Origin of the sequence: Sphingobacterium sp. E70, assembly GCF_019285695.1 — a bacterium.
Taxonomy (GTDB): Bacteria; Bacteroidota; Bacteroidia; order Sphingobacteriales; family Sphingobacteriaceae; genus Sphingobacterium; species Sphingobacterium detergens.
The window spans coordinates 2,518,470-2,532,021 of the sequence record NZ_CP079104.1; the positions used below are offsets into that span (position 1 = coordinate 2,518,470).

General features: G+C 40.8%; 22 protein-coding genes and 1 pseudogene. 14 read left to right on the forward strand and 9 right to left on the reverse strand.

What is annotated here, in order from left to right:
• Positions 1 to 279: 279 nt before the first annotated feature.
• The 4 genes from KUH03_RS17980 (at position 280) to KUH03_RS17995 (ending at position 3,414) form a co-directional block, all read left to right on the forward strand.
• Positions 280 to 426: a hypothetical protein gene (locus KUH03_RS17980; protein WP_257095416.1), complete on the forward strand. Its 147-nt coding sequence runs from the start codon at positions 280 to 282 to the stop codon at positions 424 to 426.
• 81 nt (positions 427 to 507) lie between these two features.
• Entirely contained in the window at positions 508 to 2,016 is a 1,509-nt protein-coding gene (locus KUH03_RS17985) for a fimbrillin family protein (protein WP_257095418.1), read from the forward strand.
• The gene (locus tag KUH03_RS17990) at positions 2,007 to 2,339 is read left to right on the forward strand and encodes a hypothetical protein (RefSeq protein ID WP_257095420.1); all 333 of its coding nucleotides are present in this window, start codon (positions 2,007 to 2,009) and stop codon (positions 2,337 to 2,339) included. The genes KUH03_RS17985 and KUH03_RS17990 overlap by 10 nt, the downstream gene beginning before the upstream one ends.
• Positions 2,340 to 2,763: 424 nt before the next feature.
• On the forward strand, positions 2,764 to 3,414 hold the full coding sequence (locus KUH03_RS17995; protein WP_257095422.1) for a helix-turn-helix domain-containing protein: 651 nt from the start codon (positions 2,764 to 2,766) through the stop codon (positions 3,412 to 3,414).
• Between the two features lie 33 nt (positions 3,415 to 3,447).
• Here KUH03_RS17995 and KUH03_RS18000 read toward each other — a convergent pair whose 3' ends face one another.
• The 3 genes from KUH03_RS18000 to KUH03_RS18010 form a co-directional block, all read right to left on the reverse strand.
• Positions 3,448 to 3,783 (reverse strand): hypothetical protein, encoded by a 336-nt coding sequence (locus KUH03_RS18000; RefSeq protein WP_257095424.1) that lies wholly within the window; start codon positions 3,781 to 3,783, stop codon positions 3,448 to 3,450.
• 31 nt (positions 3,784 to 3,814) lie between these two features.
• Positions 3,815 to 4,246, reverse strand: coding sequence for a helix-turn-helix transcriptional regulator (locus KUH03_RS18005; RefSeq protein ID WP_257095426.1), 432 nt, complete (start codon positions 4,244 to 4,246; stop codon positions 3,815 to 3,817).
• A 444-nt stretch (positions 4,247 to 4,690) separates the two neighbouring features.
• Positions 4,691 to 5,080, reverse strand: coding sequence for a response regulator transcription factor (locus tag KUH03_RS18010; protein WP_257095428.1), 390 nt, complete (start codon positions 5,078 to 5,080; stop codon positions 4,691 to 4,693).
• Positions 5,081 to 5,603: 523 nt separating this feature from the next.
• Here KUH03_RS18010 and KUH03_RS18015 point away from each other — a divergent pair.
• Entirely contained in the window at positions 5,604 to 5,909 is a 306-nt protein-coding gene (locus KUH03_RS18015; RefSeq protein WP_257095430.1) for a hypothetical protein, read from the forward strand.
• Between the two features lie 29 nt (positions 5,910 to 5,938).
• Complete coding sequence (locus KUH03_RS18020; RefSeq protein ID WP_257097087.1) at positions 5,939 to 6,841, forward strand: site-specific integrase; 903 nt, start codon at positions 5,939 to 5,941, stop codon at positions 6,839 to 6,841.
• 124 nt (positions 6,842 to 6,965) lie between these two features.
• Here KUH03_RS18020 and KUH03_RS18025 read toward each other — a convergent pair whose 3' ends face one another.
• From KUH03_RS18025 to KUH03_RS18050, 6 genes are all read right to left on the reverse strand, one after another.
• Positions 6,966 to 7,754, reverse strand: a complete 789-nt coding sequence (locus tag KUH03_RS18025; protein WP_257095432.1) for an HAEPLYID family protein — start codon at positions 7,752 to 7,754, stop codon at positions 6,966 to 6,968.
• Between the two features lie 71 nt (positions 7,755 to 7,825).
• Positions 7,826 to 8,026 (reverse strand): C1 family peptidase, encoded by a 201-nt coding sequence (locus KUH03_RS18030; protein WP_257095434.1) that lies wholly within the window; start codon positions 8,024 to 8,026, stop codon positions 7,826 to 7,828.
• Complete coding sequence (locus tag KUH03_RS18035; RefSeq protein WP_257095436.1) at positions 8,008 to 8,565, reverse strand: C1 family peptidase; 558 nt, start codon at positions 8,563 to 8,565, stop codon at positions 8,008 to 8,010. Before KUH03_RS18035 ends, KUH03_RS18030 begins: the two co-directional genes overlap by 19 nt.
• A gap of 90 nt (positions 8,566 to 8,655) precedes the next feature.
• Positions 8,656 to 9,009, reverse strand: coding sequence for a hypothetical protein (locus KUH03_RS18040; RefSeq protein ID WP_257095437.1), 354 nt, complete (start codon positions 9,007 to 9,009; stop codon positions 8,656 to 8,658).
• Between the two features lie 10 nt (positions 9,010 to 9,019).
• Positions 9,020 to 9,391, reverse strand: coding sequence for a hypothetical protein (locus KUH03_RS18045; protein ID WP_257095439.1), 372 nt, complete (start codon positions 9,389 to 9,391; stop codon positions 9,020 to 9,022).
• Positions 9,392 to 9,439: 48 nt separating this feature from the next.
• Positions 9,440 to 9,958, reverse strand: a complete 519-nt coding sequence (locus tag KUH03_RS18050; RefSeq protein ID WP_306429761.1) for an acyltransferase family protein — start codon at positions 9,956 to 9,958, stop codon at positions 9,440 to 9,442.
• Between the two features lie 482 nt (positions 9,959 to 10,440).
• Here KUH03_RS18050 and KUH03_RS18055 point away from each other — a divergent pair, with 482 nt between their 5' ends.
• From KUH03_RS18055 to KUH03_RS18090, 8 genes and pseudogenes are all read left to right on the forward strand, one after another.
• A complete protein-coding gene (locus KUH03_RS18055) occupies positions 10,441 to 10,596 on the forward strand; it encodes a hypothetical protein (protein ID WP_257095441.1) in 156 nt (51 codons plus the stop codon).
• Between the two features lie 17 nt (positions 10,597 to 10,613).
• Positions 10,614 to 10,712 (forward strand): annotated as a pseudogene (locus KUH03_RS18060) (hypothetical protein); the annotation flags it as partial.
• Between the two features lie 99 nt (positions 10,713 to 10,811).
• Positions 10,812 to 11,117, forward strand: a complete 306-nt coding sequence (locus KUH03_RS18065) for a Plug domain-containing protein (protein ID WP_257095443.1) — start codon at positions 10,812 to 10,814, stop codon at positions 11,115 to 11,117.
• A gap of 7 nt (positions 11,118 to 11,124) precedes the next feature.
• Positions 11,125 to 11,820: a hypothetical protein gene (locus KUH03_RS18070; RefSeq protein ID WP_257095445.1), complete on the forward strand. Its 696-nt coding sequence runs from the start codon at positions 11,125 to 11,127 to the stop codon at positions 11,818 to 11,820.
• Positions 11,745 to 12,284: a hypothetical protein gene (locus KUH03_RS18075; RefSeq protein WP_373564822.1), complete on the forward strand. Its 540-nt coding sequence runs from the start codon at positions 11,745 to 11,747 to the stop codon at positions 12,282 to 12,284. Before KUH03_RS18070 ends, KUH03_RS18075 begins: the two co-directional genes overlap by 76 nt.
• Positions 12,285 to 12,391: 107 nt before the next feature.
• A complete protein-coding gene (locus KUH03_RS18080) occupies positions 12,392 to 12,760 on the forward strand; it encodes a TonB-dependent receptor (RefSeq protein WP_257095449.1) in 369 nt (122 codons plus the stop codon).
• Positions 12,761 to 12,765: 5 nt separating this feature from the next.
• Positions 12,766 to 13,203, forward strand: coding sequence for a DUF4249 domain-containing protein (locus KUH03_RS18085; protein WP_257095451.1), 438 nt, complete (start codon positions 12,766 to 12,768; stop codon positions 13,201 to 13,203).
• 35 nt (positions 13,204 to 13,238) lie between these two features.
• Complete coding sequence (locus KUH03_RS18090; protein WP_373564823.1) at positions 13,239 to 13,544, forward strand: DUF4249 family protein; 306 nt, start codon at positions 13,239 to 13,241, stop codon at positions 13,542 to 13,544.
• Positions 13,545 to 13,552: the final 8 nt, after the last annotated feature.

Here is a 13,552-nt window from a genome sequence, read left to right on the forward strand (position 1 = left end):
ATTTAGTCGTAATATTACAATTCAAAAATGAATAGTGTGTTAGCCAAGCTATAAAAAGAAGAGTAGACATATATAAATTTATAATAGAATTATAACATTAAAATTGACGCAGCGATAACAACAATACTTGTCTGTACGCAGAGACAAGCAGCTTATTAAAACGTTAGTTTTCTAATTTTTTAACAATGAGGTATTAAATTGTCCATTAAATTTTAAACCCCATGCTAGCAATAGCATGGATTATCCAAATAATATTATCATGAATAAGAACGCAAAAAAATGTACGTTGCTCCGTCCATTAAGGAGCAAGTTGTAGAACTTGAGCAAGGCATTGCTGCAGGTTCACAAGCACAACCGGGCGCCACTCCACAATCGAGCGGCTGGGGAGCTGGAGCAGATGAAACCAATAACGGTGAAGGATCTTAGGAAGTATTGTAATTATTAACAACAGAAAAGCACAAAAATGAAATTTCTACAAAAAAAAAAGGAGCTCACTGGGTTGTTGCAATGGCAATACTTGCGATACCAGGTACGTTAATAACGAGCTGCTCCAAAGACTCAAAAACAGCGATTGTTGACACAAAAAGCAACAAATTAACCATCGCAGTGGGTGGTATTAAAACCGATAATGATACAGGCACAAAACGTGCAGGAGTTTCCTCATACAACAAGACAGCAGAGAGCAAAATTTATTCCTTCTCCGATGTTGATATGGCGGTTTCTATGGATAATACTGTTCCTGTAAAAACTACCACTGCTCATGCAGCGCGATCAAATGGCACAGCTGCCGACGTGGCACCTGGCGTTACAGAGAATATGGAACAAGACACTAAATATGTAGTGTATATCTACTCTGGAAGCACATTGGTTGCAGCCAAAGAATTGCAGTCTGGCACCGCAGGTACTATTGATGGGCTTGATCCAGCTGGATCTTACACTTGGGTAGCACTCTCTTACAACTCCAAAGTCGACGCACCATCCTTAACCCCAGCGAGTGGAGCAATTGCACTTCCTCAAAATAAGGATGTTTTATATGCTACTGGTACGGTTAATTTAGCAAGTAGTTCGAATATTAATATCCTTTTCAATCACGCATTTTCACGTGTTGGCATAGAACTAAATACTATTGGTGTATTTGGTAATATTACTGGAAATCCAAGTGTATCTGTGTCAGGTCTGAATTTGGCAACTGGTAGTATTGATCTGCTGACAGGTGCGGTTACTGCAGGTTCAACATTTACGCCCACTCTTAGTTATGCTGATTTCAAAAATGTTGACCCTTTATACAACGATGCTAAAATCGCATATGTCTATACTGCCTCAACTGCTGCACAAAGTGCTATCAAAGTAACGCTTCAAAACCTAAATATTAACCATGTGGATGGAGGTTTGGCTCGTACGTATTTCGCTACAGCAACGGATTTTAATTTTTCTGTTACACCTGTATTGGGCAAAAGTCACCACTTATTGTTAAATGTTGTTGAGTCACCTTTAACCACAGGTTCTGGAGCAACAGCGATAAAATGGAGTCGTTCAAACCTATACGACAGAAATAACGCTGATCCACTTCGCAATTTCGCATTCTACGCAACAAATGCGCAAAGAAGTAGGGCGGACGGTTACTTCTCTTACGGATCATTAGTAGCGGCAAGATTCCCTTCCACTTTGGCACAAAAAGGAGATCCATGTACTAAAATATATCCTCAAGGTCTTTGGAAACAGCCTACTGGGGCGCAAGTATCAACATTAACTTCTTCAACAGGGCTATTAAATAATGTATTGAACCTAGTAGGAACGTTATTAGGAGCTGCGGATCCTGCACCAGGCTCTTCTGTTGGAACAAATGGTGGCAACCATGCACAATATGCGTTTACTGCGGAGGTACTGCTGGAACAAATGCGTTTGGAGATGCTACTTCAAACTCAAACAATATGCGCATTTTCTACAATGGGCAGATTGTTAATACGGCCTTACTCACTCAGATTGGCTCGAGTGGACAAGGTTTATTGGGACTAGGATTATCAACACTTAATGCAGATCTATTAGGTTTCAGAATTATTGGAACGAATATAGATATTCTAGGCGATAGCTATAATACTGCAGCAGCATTCTGGACAGATTCTCCAGTATTAGCAGGCCCTCTTTTAGATCTTTTAGGCACAAGAGTTGGTTACTATGGTTACCATGCGTTTACAACCAGACGTGCGGTTTTAGGGTTACCATTTGGAGATCCATTTATAAAAGCATCAACTACAGCTGAAGCTCTGAATGTTGAGCTACTGGGTCTAGATCTACTAAGAACTACATTCAAAAACGTACGTTGCGTACGTGCAAACTAAAATACTGAGGTATTTTTAACACCTTATATCGGAAAGCGACTAGATAATATCTAGCCGCTTTTTTTTATTGTAGCTTACTCCCTACAAAATATTTTTTTTATTTTTAACACGATTAACGTCAATTTTCACACGAAAAGTTCCAATTATATTTTCTACTTTTGAACCATCAAGTCATTTTTTTGCGTTCGACTTGATAATATTAATGGATAAAATGGAACGAAGGCGTTCGTTCCATTATTTTTTTACACCTGACACCCAGCTCATTAGCTCAAAACCCACATCGCCTATTGCCAGTCTCTGCAACATAAGAAGCTGACGATTTATCCCTGAAACTTCTTAACTTATCGGCAGTCTGACATTTGATTGAGGTGACACGATGAACAATTGATCCGCTGCGCTACAGGAAATCATTTCAGAAAATAAAATGGGAAAAGTTACAGACAATGCATTGGCCACATTGATTTCATCACGGATTACGGAGATTATGAATCAGACTGGGCTCTCTCTCAACGGTCTCGCCAGCTTCGCCGGTTTAACGGCAGGACCACTGCGCAGTCATTACAATAAAACGCTCACCATCACCGTCGAACATGTCGCAAAAATATGCAGTCCGTTTTCCATTCCACTTGCAGATTTTTTCAATCCAGAAATAGCGCTGATCATAAATACCGACAATCTTCCCGGCTTAAGCGTCTTTAAAGAAACAATATCCGCTCAAGAGCAAAACTTCCTACTGAAACAGAAAATTGATCCCACTAATGAAACGGTCAATGAGGATCTGAGACGACAACGCGAACTGATCGCCTATGTTGTTTATGCCTCGGATTATTTTACCGAACCCCGGACACTCGAACAGATGGTCGATGATTTTCATGAAAATTATAAAATCAATTTTAGCACCGAAAGGATCTATAGCTTGTTACGAAAATATGTGGGGCATGAAGTATTGCAACGAAAACCTTTACCCAAACCCAAATGTAAAGGTAGCATCAGCAAAAGACCTTTTTGTATTTTAAGTCCGCGGCCGAAACTCAAGGACTATAATGCAGTTATGGAAACACAAGTATTTGTCTGAGGTTGAAGCGGAAACCTTATCTGCCCTGCCCATTTATTCCCTAACATCCTTATCCTGTGTTATAGGCGGTCTGTACCCAAATATAAGACTTTTATTCCCTGTTGTTTCGCTACCAACCTCCTTCCCAATATCGATGCGTTCGCTAATTACCCGCAACTCAAATGGTCCAGGAACTGTAAAAACCAAAAAATCCAAAGAAATTATTCTGCTATCTTCCGACGGCAAATAAACATGCTCGGTAACATAGCCTACCGAGATAAAATTACCCAATCGAATTGTCAATGAAGCTTGTTGCGCCATAGCATTCCCGCTATTGAACAGCCCAAAAAGCAACATAACCACGACCAAGATGAAACGGTCAACTTTCATACGATATCATTTTCCTTGATTTTCATTTGAACTAACTTTCCCGCAGCGCACGTGGAATATGACCTGTCTGCCTTTTCACAAAATTCCGGAAGTTGGATTCATCATTAAACCCCATTTCATAGGATATCTGTGAAATGGACAGATTGGTATGCTTGATATACCTTACAGCCTGCTGCAGCAAAACCGACAAAATCATCGATTTGGCCGTTTTTCCAGTCATCGCCAAACATATACCGGTCAGCTTGCGTGCAGTCACATGAAGCTGATCGGCATAGAATTGTACAGCGGTATATTCCCGGCAATGTTTATGAATCAACATCGAAAAATGGTTTACCAGTCCGATATCGGTTGTGTGCTTTGGCTGCGGCATCTGATCGCCGGCCGATACCTCATGATACACATCCAACAAAAGCGATTCCACACAGTGGTGTGCAACAAGATCAAATATATAATCGCCCTGCATACGTGCCCGACCAAGACGGATCGTAATCTGCTGATTAAAAACTTGTTCGCCAAAGCAGGAATCATAATACAGTACCGGGCGCTCCCAAAAAACAATGGGGAATGAATAGTCGCAGTATCCTCCAGCGAACGTTCATAAAATGCAGCCGTGAAACAGAGCAAATAACCTCTGCCCACGCGCAGATTCGACAAGTCAATGAACCTACCCGGACCAACAAATATCATCTGGTTTGCTCTTAGATGATATTTTTCTTTCTCAACGACGATATCAATCGGCTCGAAGGTCTTGAATATCCTAAAAAAATCCCCCAATTTTGTTCGATGTCCTGATCGGGAATGTTCCGAAAAGCAAAGAACCGGAAGCCGGCAGTCGTCATATTGTCCAATTTATCAGGATTTGTCATGCGAAATGATTGAACTATTTTTTCTAACAACCACAGGGCTCTCATATCGTGTCCCCATCTTTCCATAACTGCAAATCACCTCCAACATCTGTTTCGGATTGCGTTTTGAAAAAACCTGCAAGCACTCCATTCCGTCTGAAATCACTTATTTCGATCAGACTATCAGTGGCTGTGTACCCGAATACTTTAATGGATGGGAATCTGCGGCTCATTTCGCGCACGGTATCTATCCCGTTCATAACAGGCATATGCAGATCCAAAATACAGATCTGGGGCAGTACTTTGCAAGCCCCAAGATACCGCAGCAATTCACTCCCATTATCTGCCATAAATTGCAGGTCGAACAGATCAAGTTGCTTTAAAAACAGCTCAATAATTTTTTGCTGGAGCCTGCAGTCATCCGCAAAGATCAACTTAATCTTGTTTTCCATGTGTGCTTATTTTTGCATTAAACTATAGGACCCCCTCCAAAACATCAAAAGATTAATATGGAAGTATTTTCATTTCCACCAGTTTAACATTTGACATTTTGTTACAATTCCTTTGTCTTTTTTTTTTTTTTCGCGGTGGTAAGGAGAATTTTTATTAAAACATTTCTCCAATTCGACAAGTATTATTCAGACTTTGGGCCGGATATAATTCAGTTTGGCTTTCATTTTTTTGTGTTTATTGATTTCTAAACGTTTTTTTAATAAGGGCTTGACTTTACATTATTAGTCTAATTCAGACTAGAAAAAAATATTTTTCATTGATTATCAGGTAGATAAATTTTGCATTTTTTTGTAGTGTTGGATTAGGTTGGCAACTACAAACTTTTTTAATCTCACAGTTATTTTAACGCAATCTATTGCACGTCTTTAAAATAAAAATGGTATATTTGAGTAAGTGAAATTGTAGTCTGAATTAGACTAATTCGTATATACTATTATCTTTATGCTCAGATAATACTAAAAAGTGTACGCGATGATTTTCAATTTTACCCTGTTGAGAACAGGTTCAACTTCTATAATTGCCCTAAAATTTATTGATGAACAACAAAATGAGTTCATTGTAAAAACGACTTTAAAGATCAATCCTACCCGATGGAATACCGACAAACAACGCCCGGAAAACATTTATCTAAAAATTTACAAAAAGCTTAATGTAAAATTAGACGCGATCAAAATCGCTGTATCAAATTACCTGAAGGAGGTAGCATATAAACAACGTAAATTCTCGCTCAATGTTGTCACCCGCCTTATAAAAAGTCCTGCGTTCTGAACGAAAGTTCCTTTGCAAAAGGGAGTCTGCTGGAGGCGACCGAGAATTTTATCCAGAGCCGTTTGCACCTCATATCCAGCAATACACATCGAAGATACAAGGTCTTTTTCAGCATGCTAAAGCGCTTCGAAGGCTTCCAGCAAAAACACCTGATGCTCAACGAAGTAAACAGCAATTTTGTCAAAGAATTTATTAAATTCGGTGAACTGGAAACCTATAGTTCAAGCACCATTTATCGCACCATATATTTTGTTCGTACTGTGCTCAATTTTTTAGAAAAAAGAGGAATACGGACCTTCGTTTACGAATTAGAACTCCCAAAAATCAAAAAATACAACCGGGTCATCAGTCTCACCGAAGATGAGCTCATTCGTATCAAAGAAACTGTTGTCCCTCCAGAATTGAAGGCCGCTAAAGACTGGTTGGTCATTAGCTGTTACACAGGTCAGCGCGTTTCAGATTTCATGAATTTTAACTTGGATATGATGGAAATCCTCGACGGAAAACCCTGTCTTTCTTTTACGCAGCAGAAAACACAAAAGACGATACTGTTACCACTACATCCGACGGCCATACATATTATGTCCGACAACGGAAATAACTTCCCGTCAAAGCTTTCGGCTCAGAAATACAATGAACAGATTAAGGAAATCGCACGCCTTGCCGGTATAAATAGCCTAATCAAAGTTCGCACCAGAACTGGTTTCAGGTCGACAGAAAAGCTGATACAAAAGTGGGAAGCCATTACCAGCCACATCGGCCGACGCAGCTTTGCCTCCAATTTTTACGGAAAGATACCGACACCGTTGCTTATGCAAGCAACAGGCCATAGTACCGAGCTGATGTTTCAGCGTTATATCAGCAATACGGACACCGAAAGAACCCGCTCATTGGGGCTTATCTGGATGAAGCTTATAAGAGCAAATTTTTAGTCTAAGGATTGCAAATAGACCGAAGGAATTTTTGGCAAAAGCAGTTCATTTACGATCATCAAACCAGGATTCGACGATAATTATCGACGGCGATTGTCCCAAAGTCCCAAAGAGTTTCGAGGTCCTAAAGCTGATAAATCAAACGGAAAAATGAGCTAATTACGTTTTCCTTTCCTCCTATCGGCATTCCGACCGCCATACCGATGGCCAATTTATCATTCAGTCCCAATTTCACCTGTGGGCGAAGTGTCGTTTCCAAGCTCCCTGAGGCGACTTCTTGGTTGATCTCCAATCCAATAAAATGGTCTGTTTGGGGTAGCGTGTAATGCAAGGAAGTATTGATCTGCCAGTTCATTTCGGTTGTATGTGATTTATAATGATAAGCAATTTCTGGTCCTGTATAGATCAATGTATGCCAATTGTTATACCAGCTCTTAGCAGCTACGAAAAAGGGATTAAATGCAGTTCCTCCATCCACAAAATTAAAAATTTGGGTATAACCTACGGCCAATGTTGTTGCTTGCGGCTTAGAAACATAGAAGGAATATTGCGATGATAACCTTAATCTTTCGAGTTTATTGCTTGAGGATACATTAGTCATTTTGCTTTTTGTATAGGCAAAGTCTGTCTCTACTTCCAGTCCCAATCGATCTATGGGTGCAAACTCATATTCGGCCAAATAGCCATACTCATCTGCTTTACCCATTTTTTTAATATCTGCGCCAATATTAAACTCTTTCTCACCCTTCCTTGCGCCCAAATCACGTACAAGATCATTATATAGCGGTTCGGCATGATGCACTTTATCGGGTATAGATCGACCTTGTTGGGCTTGCGCATTCGTTACCCACAATAGCATCCAGGCTATCAGGAAAGCTCCAGAAAATTGTATGATTGTGCTGTTGTTTTTCATACAACAAACATCCCATTGAATTATGGAAACAATTGGGAATTACAACAACATCTGCGGCTTTTTTGCAATAATTATAGTTTTGTTAAATTAATTTTAGATAACAATGCAGGATTGAGCGCATTTTTATGTAACATCAGTGTAATCGTTTTATATTTCACAAATTCTTTGGTGACATACATGTACCCTTTAAAATCGTTGGCTTTACCCCAGGAATTCTTAACAAGATAGTATTCTTTACCATTTTGATCTTTGGCTAGCCCAACAATATGCATCGCATGATCGTCCGTGGTATCCCAATTGTCGAAAGCTTGTTGCCGCTCATCAGTCGTGATTTTTTCTCAGCCATTGGCTTTACGAACATTTTTTCTTTTTCTTCATTAGACATACTGTCAAATGGTTTCTCAGGAACATAGGCTATACCATACTGCCATGAGAACCCCTTCTCTGACACATCTGTTGTCCAGGCAACTGTATAACCTTGCTGTAATGCACCATCAATAATTTCCGAGAGCTCTTGCATAGGTACATTATAAAACCGATCAAAGGACCAATTATCGGGTACCAGGAGCACAAAAGGTTTATAATTCGGATGATCTGTCACAGAAGCAAATCCAATGTAATCGTCCGGATTAATTCCGATCACCTGATCTGCAAATGTGCGCGCGGTATAAGTTTTCCCTTTATAATCAAATTTTTCGGGCACTTCCCCAAGATGCGCATCCAGTGTAGCGCTATAGGCTTTCTCCCAATTCGGTGTCAGGGGCCTACTCTTGACCAATACTTTGAGCATTGAATTTAATAATGGGGTCATCTCCTAAAATCATTATAGGTATGATTACCACGCAGTCCAGCATAAGCCGATCGAGGCATCACGCCATATTTGCGGAATACATTCAAAACATCATGTAATTGCCCCCTTCCCCATTGTCAAGCCACCATGGAGGCGCACATAATTATGAGCTTTATCCAAATAGGCTTGTCTAGCGGTAAAGACCTGAGAAATCTCAACAGGTTCTTTCCCCATCCGAATCATCTCCGACTCCAAAAATGAATTGCCGGTGTAGGACCAGCAGGTATTCGTTGCTCCCTGCTGCTTGACCGAAGTGCACCCTAGGTTAATAAGGTCCGTAAATACATACTCAGTTTTGATTCTTTTGTATTTATTTTTATTCAGTATCTTTTGGCCGTACTTGACGGACAATGCACCTAGACATAGCGCCAGTACTACAACAATTATCCATTTAGACCTCTTCATATTGATCGTATTAACGCCCTCCACTGATTACCGCCGTGAATCGGGGCATCCATTGCCTAAGTAGGCTGTAGATAAGCAGCCCCAGCAGGATGACGATAGCCGGACAAGCTAAGTACAACAATAACAATGCTCCATCCGACCGCGGATGGAGCCACTTAAATAAAATTTTGATCACAAATACCAATGGCAAACGATGGTAGGCATAAATAAAAAAGCTGCCATTGGTTAAAAAAGGGTTCAAATGCCATTTTCCGCTTTCGATAAAATAAGCGGATACCGTTATTGCGAGAACAAGCCCCACAACAACCCCTGCACAATAGAGATAGGACCACCAGCCAGCACCCGCGAAATAGAGCGCCATAGCCACTATCAAAATATACAAGGGGCTAGCACGCGCAACATTGGTTTTAGGACTTCAACAAAATTCATTTTATGAATGCTGAAATAAGCTCTCCGCTGTAAAGAAAAAGAAAGAAACTATGCTCAGTCCCGGCAAATAAAAGAAAGGATTAAAAAACCAGAGCAATCCCAATATAATCACAGCATAAGCCTTCAACTTTTTAATGAGTATATAGACTATCGGAGAAAAAACTATCACGACCATCAGATCACGAATAAACCAAAATGGCGAGTTGATCGGCAAGGTTTTCTTCATATGTGGATTTACTTGAGAAGTATCCCAAAAGGACCAGAGCCAATCCAATAAACTATAATCTGTTATTAATTTGTTCCTACCAGAAACCAAGCTGCCCGATAAAAACGTTTGCGCAAGCATAAGGAATAGGATGATCAACAGGTTCCAGAAAATATATGGAACCAAAAGTGATCGAATACGATTTTTAATTTTTTCAGGTAAACCTCCTGGAAAACCCCTCCGTTTTATAGAAAAAAAAAAACCCGAAATAAAAAGAAAAGCGGCACACAGGCCTCGAAAATAACCCTGGAGAATAAGAAAAAGATCCGCGAGAAAACAGGATAATTGACAAAACTAATCTGCTTTACACCCGCCATTACAATATCTGAAAAATCGGTATGGATAAATACCACCCCGACGATCAGAGGGAAACGCAAAAAATCGATGACCTTCGACTGCAGCTCCTCGGCAGACATTTTAAAATGATAATCTTTACCCATTAGTTAGATTTACAATATTGTTTAGCAGCGGTTAAATTACACATTTCTAAATAAATATCCATCATATCGTTTCTTGCCCTGTAAATCAATATGCTGACCTCAAGTAAACATGCCGCGCAAATAACGTGTTTAGAACAATATTCAATGTACCAAAAGCGTTACATAATAGCTAAACCGAACAGAAATAGGAGACATTATGCCGTGAGCTTCACTTAAACTATCAAAACAAATATTAATAAAGGGTTAATACATCATTTCATTTTTTATTGTATACATCAATTCAGATAAGAGCCACAAATGCGTCCAATAATTCAGTACTTTCTGCCCATTTCTCTTGTACTCTCCCCTTTTATTGTCTCAGCACAAGATGCTGTACTAAGTGGTACCATTCGAGATGCAAACACCGGAAAGCCGCTTAAGGGGCAATTATTTCCAGCGTCAATGACAGCATAGGCGCCACCTCAGACCTACTGGGGCATTACAGCATAACAGTACCTCAACGAACACATCGGTTTACGATTAGTTACATCGGCTATCAGCAACAGGTCGTTACGGTTGAACTATTCCAATCCCGTGAAAGAAATTTTGATCTAAAACCTGCTGCCAATCGAATAGCTGAAGTTGTTGTATCGGCAAAAGAAAAGGGTGAAGCGCTCGATGACCCACAGATGAGTACGGTCCATCTCAGTATGAAAGATATTAAGGATATCCCCGTACTCTTTGGCGAGAAGGACCTCGTTAAAACCATACAGCTGTTGCCCGGTGTACAAGCTGGTGGAGAAGGCTCGACCAGTTTCAATGTACGTGGCGGGGATGGTGGACAAAACCTCATCCTGCTCGACCAAGCTACAGTCTATAATGCTTCGCATCTGCTGGGGTTCTTTTCCACTTTTAATTCGGACGCAATCAAGGATGTTCAGCTCTACAAAGGGGTATACCTGCCCAATTTAGCGGGCGGATTTCCTCTGTATTGACATTTCCATGTTGGATGGCAATAAAAAGCAATTTTCCGGCGAAGGTGGTCTAGGGATTATTGCTTCCCGGTTAAAATTAGAGGGGCCCATTGTCCGCGACAAGAGTTCTTTTCTATTCAGTGCCCGTCGCTCCTATGCAGACTCCTTTTTAAAACTGGCCAAAAGTAAAGATATGGCCAATAATAGCTTGTATTTTTATGATTTAAATGCCAAACTCAGTTTTAACCTTGGGAAGAAGACCAACCTATACTTATCGGGTTATCATGGCAAAGACAGATTAAAGTACAGCGACCTCTTTAATATTGCTTGGGGTAACAGCACTGCAACAGCACGATTGAACCACCGATTCAACGATAAAATATCCAGCAGCACTTCCCTTATTTACAGTGGCTTCGATTATCAGGCAGGTGTTTCCAGCGAGCAGATCGATTTTCAGGTTGCCTCCAAAATTCGGAATATCAATGCCAAGCAGGATTTTTCCTACTATGTGAATACCAATAATACCATCCGACTTGGTGTCGCTGCATTGGCCCAATCCATTCGGCCAGCTAATCTCGCTACCGACAAGAGCCAATCTGTCAATCCGACCGCTATCGAAAGCCAGCGCGGGATCGATCTGGGGGTTATATCTCCCATGAATGGAAACCTACAACGAATCTATCTGTACACTATGGTATTCATCTCCATGACTTTATGGTCTTAGGCAAACGGACTTTCTATCAATTTGACGAAAACGGAAAGCCTATTTCTGAAAAACGGGATAACAGCCCGATTGCCAAACACTATATCAATCTGGAACCACGCCTGTCTGCCAGCCTGCTGCTCGATGAACAGAGCAGCTTAAAAGCCTCCTATAACCGCATCGTGCAAAACCTCCATCAACTGACCAATACCACGGCAAGCCTACCTACTGACCAATATGTCCTCAGCAGTCTAAATATCAAACCACAACGTGTGTATCAGGCAGTCTTGGGATACTTTCGTACTATTGCGAACAAGCAGTATGATTTTTCGGTCGAGGCCTATTATAAACGTCTGGGCAATCAGATTGATATACGCAATGGGGCAACATTACAGGCCAATGCTTATTTTGAAGGGGAGCTACTCTTTGGTGTAGGCCGGGCCTATGGATTGAAGGCTACCTCCGTAAGAACAGCGGCCGGCTAAAGGGCTGGATTAGCTATACACTTTCCAAGAGCCGTCGTAAATTTAATGGGATCAATGGCGGAAATTGGTTCAATGCGCGTCAGGATCGTACACATGATCTCTCGGTTGTGGCAAATTATGCGCTTTCAAACCACTGGACATTTAGCGGAACATTTGTCTTCAATACCGGAAATGCCGTTACCTTTCCCAGTGGAAAGTACCTTGTTAACGGCAAATCCTTATTCTACTATACAGAACGGAACGGCTACCGTATGCCGGACTACCATCGCCTAGACTTATCGGCCACTTACGATCCACATAAAACCAATAAACGTTTTCATTCCAGCTGGACAATTGGCATATATAACGCCTACAACCGCAAAAACGCTTATACTATTGACTTTCGGGAGAACAAAACCAACCCCAACCTGACAGAAGCTTATAAAATAATTTTATTTGGTATAGTCCCTTCAGTTACCTGGAATTTCAAATTTTAAACGCCATGAATGCTAGACAATCTTTCCTATCCTGTCTATTATTACTCATTTCGTCCTGTGAGGAAAAAATGGACCTTGATCTCCATAAAGCTGCGGCCCGTGTTGTTATTGACGCCCAGCTGTCTGACGCCAGTTTAGTACAACGGATACGCGTCTCGCGATCCGTTGGATTTAATGATCTCGTCAATACTTCGGGAGTCAAAGATGCCACAGTATTGGTAAAAGACAATGAAAATAGGATCTATTCCTTTCAGTATGAAAAAGATGGTTATTATATCCATCGCAGCTTTAAACCCGTTGCCGGCCGGACCTATGCTCTGAACGTTACCGTACAAAAACAACAATACAGCTCGAGCTGTCAGATGCCAAGCTATGTCGCTGTGGACTCCACGGGCATTTCAGAAAAAAGTCTCACTGGAAAAACCTATTTTTTGCAACACTGACTTTTAAAGATCCCGCCAAGGTTTCCAATTATTACATCTACACCTTATCTATCAATAATGGCCCATTTCGCTTTGCTGATGCGCAATCTGACCAGTTCAATGACGGGTTAAAAGTGACACATTACATCTCCGACCTAGAGACAGATTTATCCTCTGGCGACGAGGTCATCGTTCGCCGTTACTGTGTGGATGAAAAAGCATATCGATACTGGAACGAATATCAAAATAATAATGTGAGTAATGCAGCCCCAGGTAATCCCAAATCCAATATATCCAACAATGCACTGGGTTATTTCTCAGTTGCTTCTTTAAAAGAATATAAGCTAAAGATAGGGCGGTAGTGTATGCC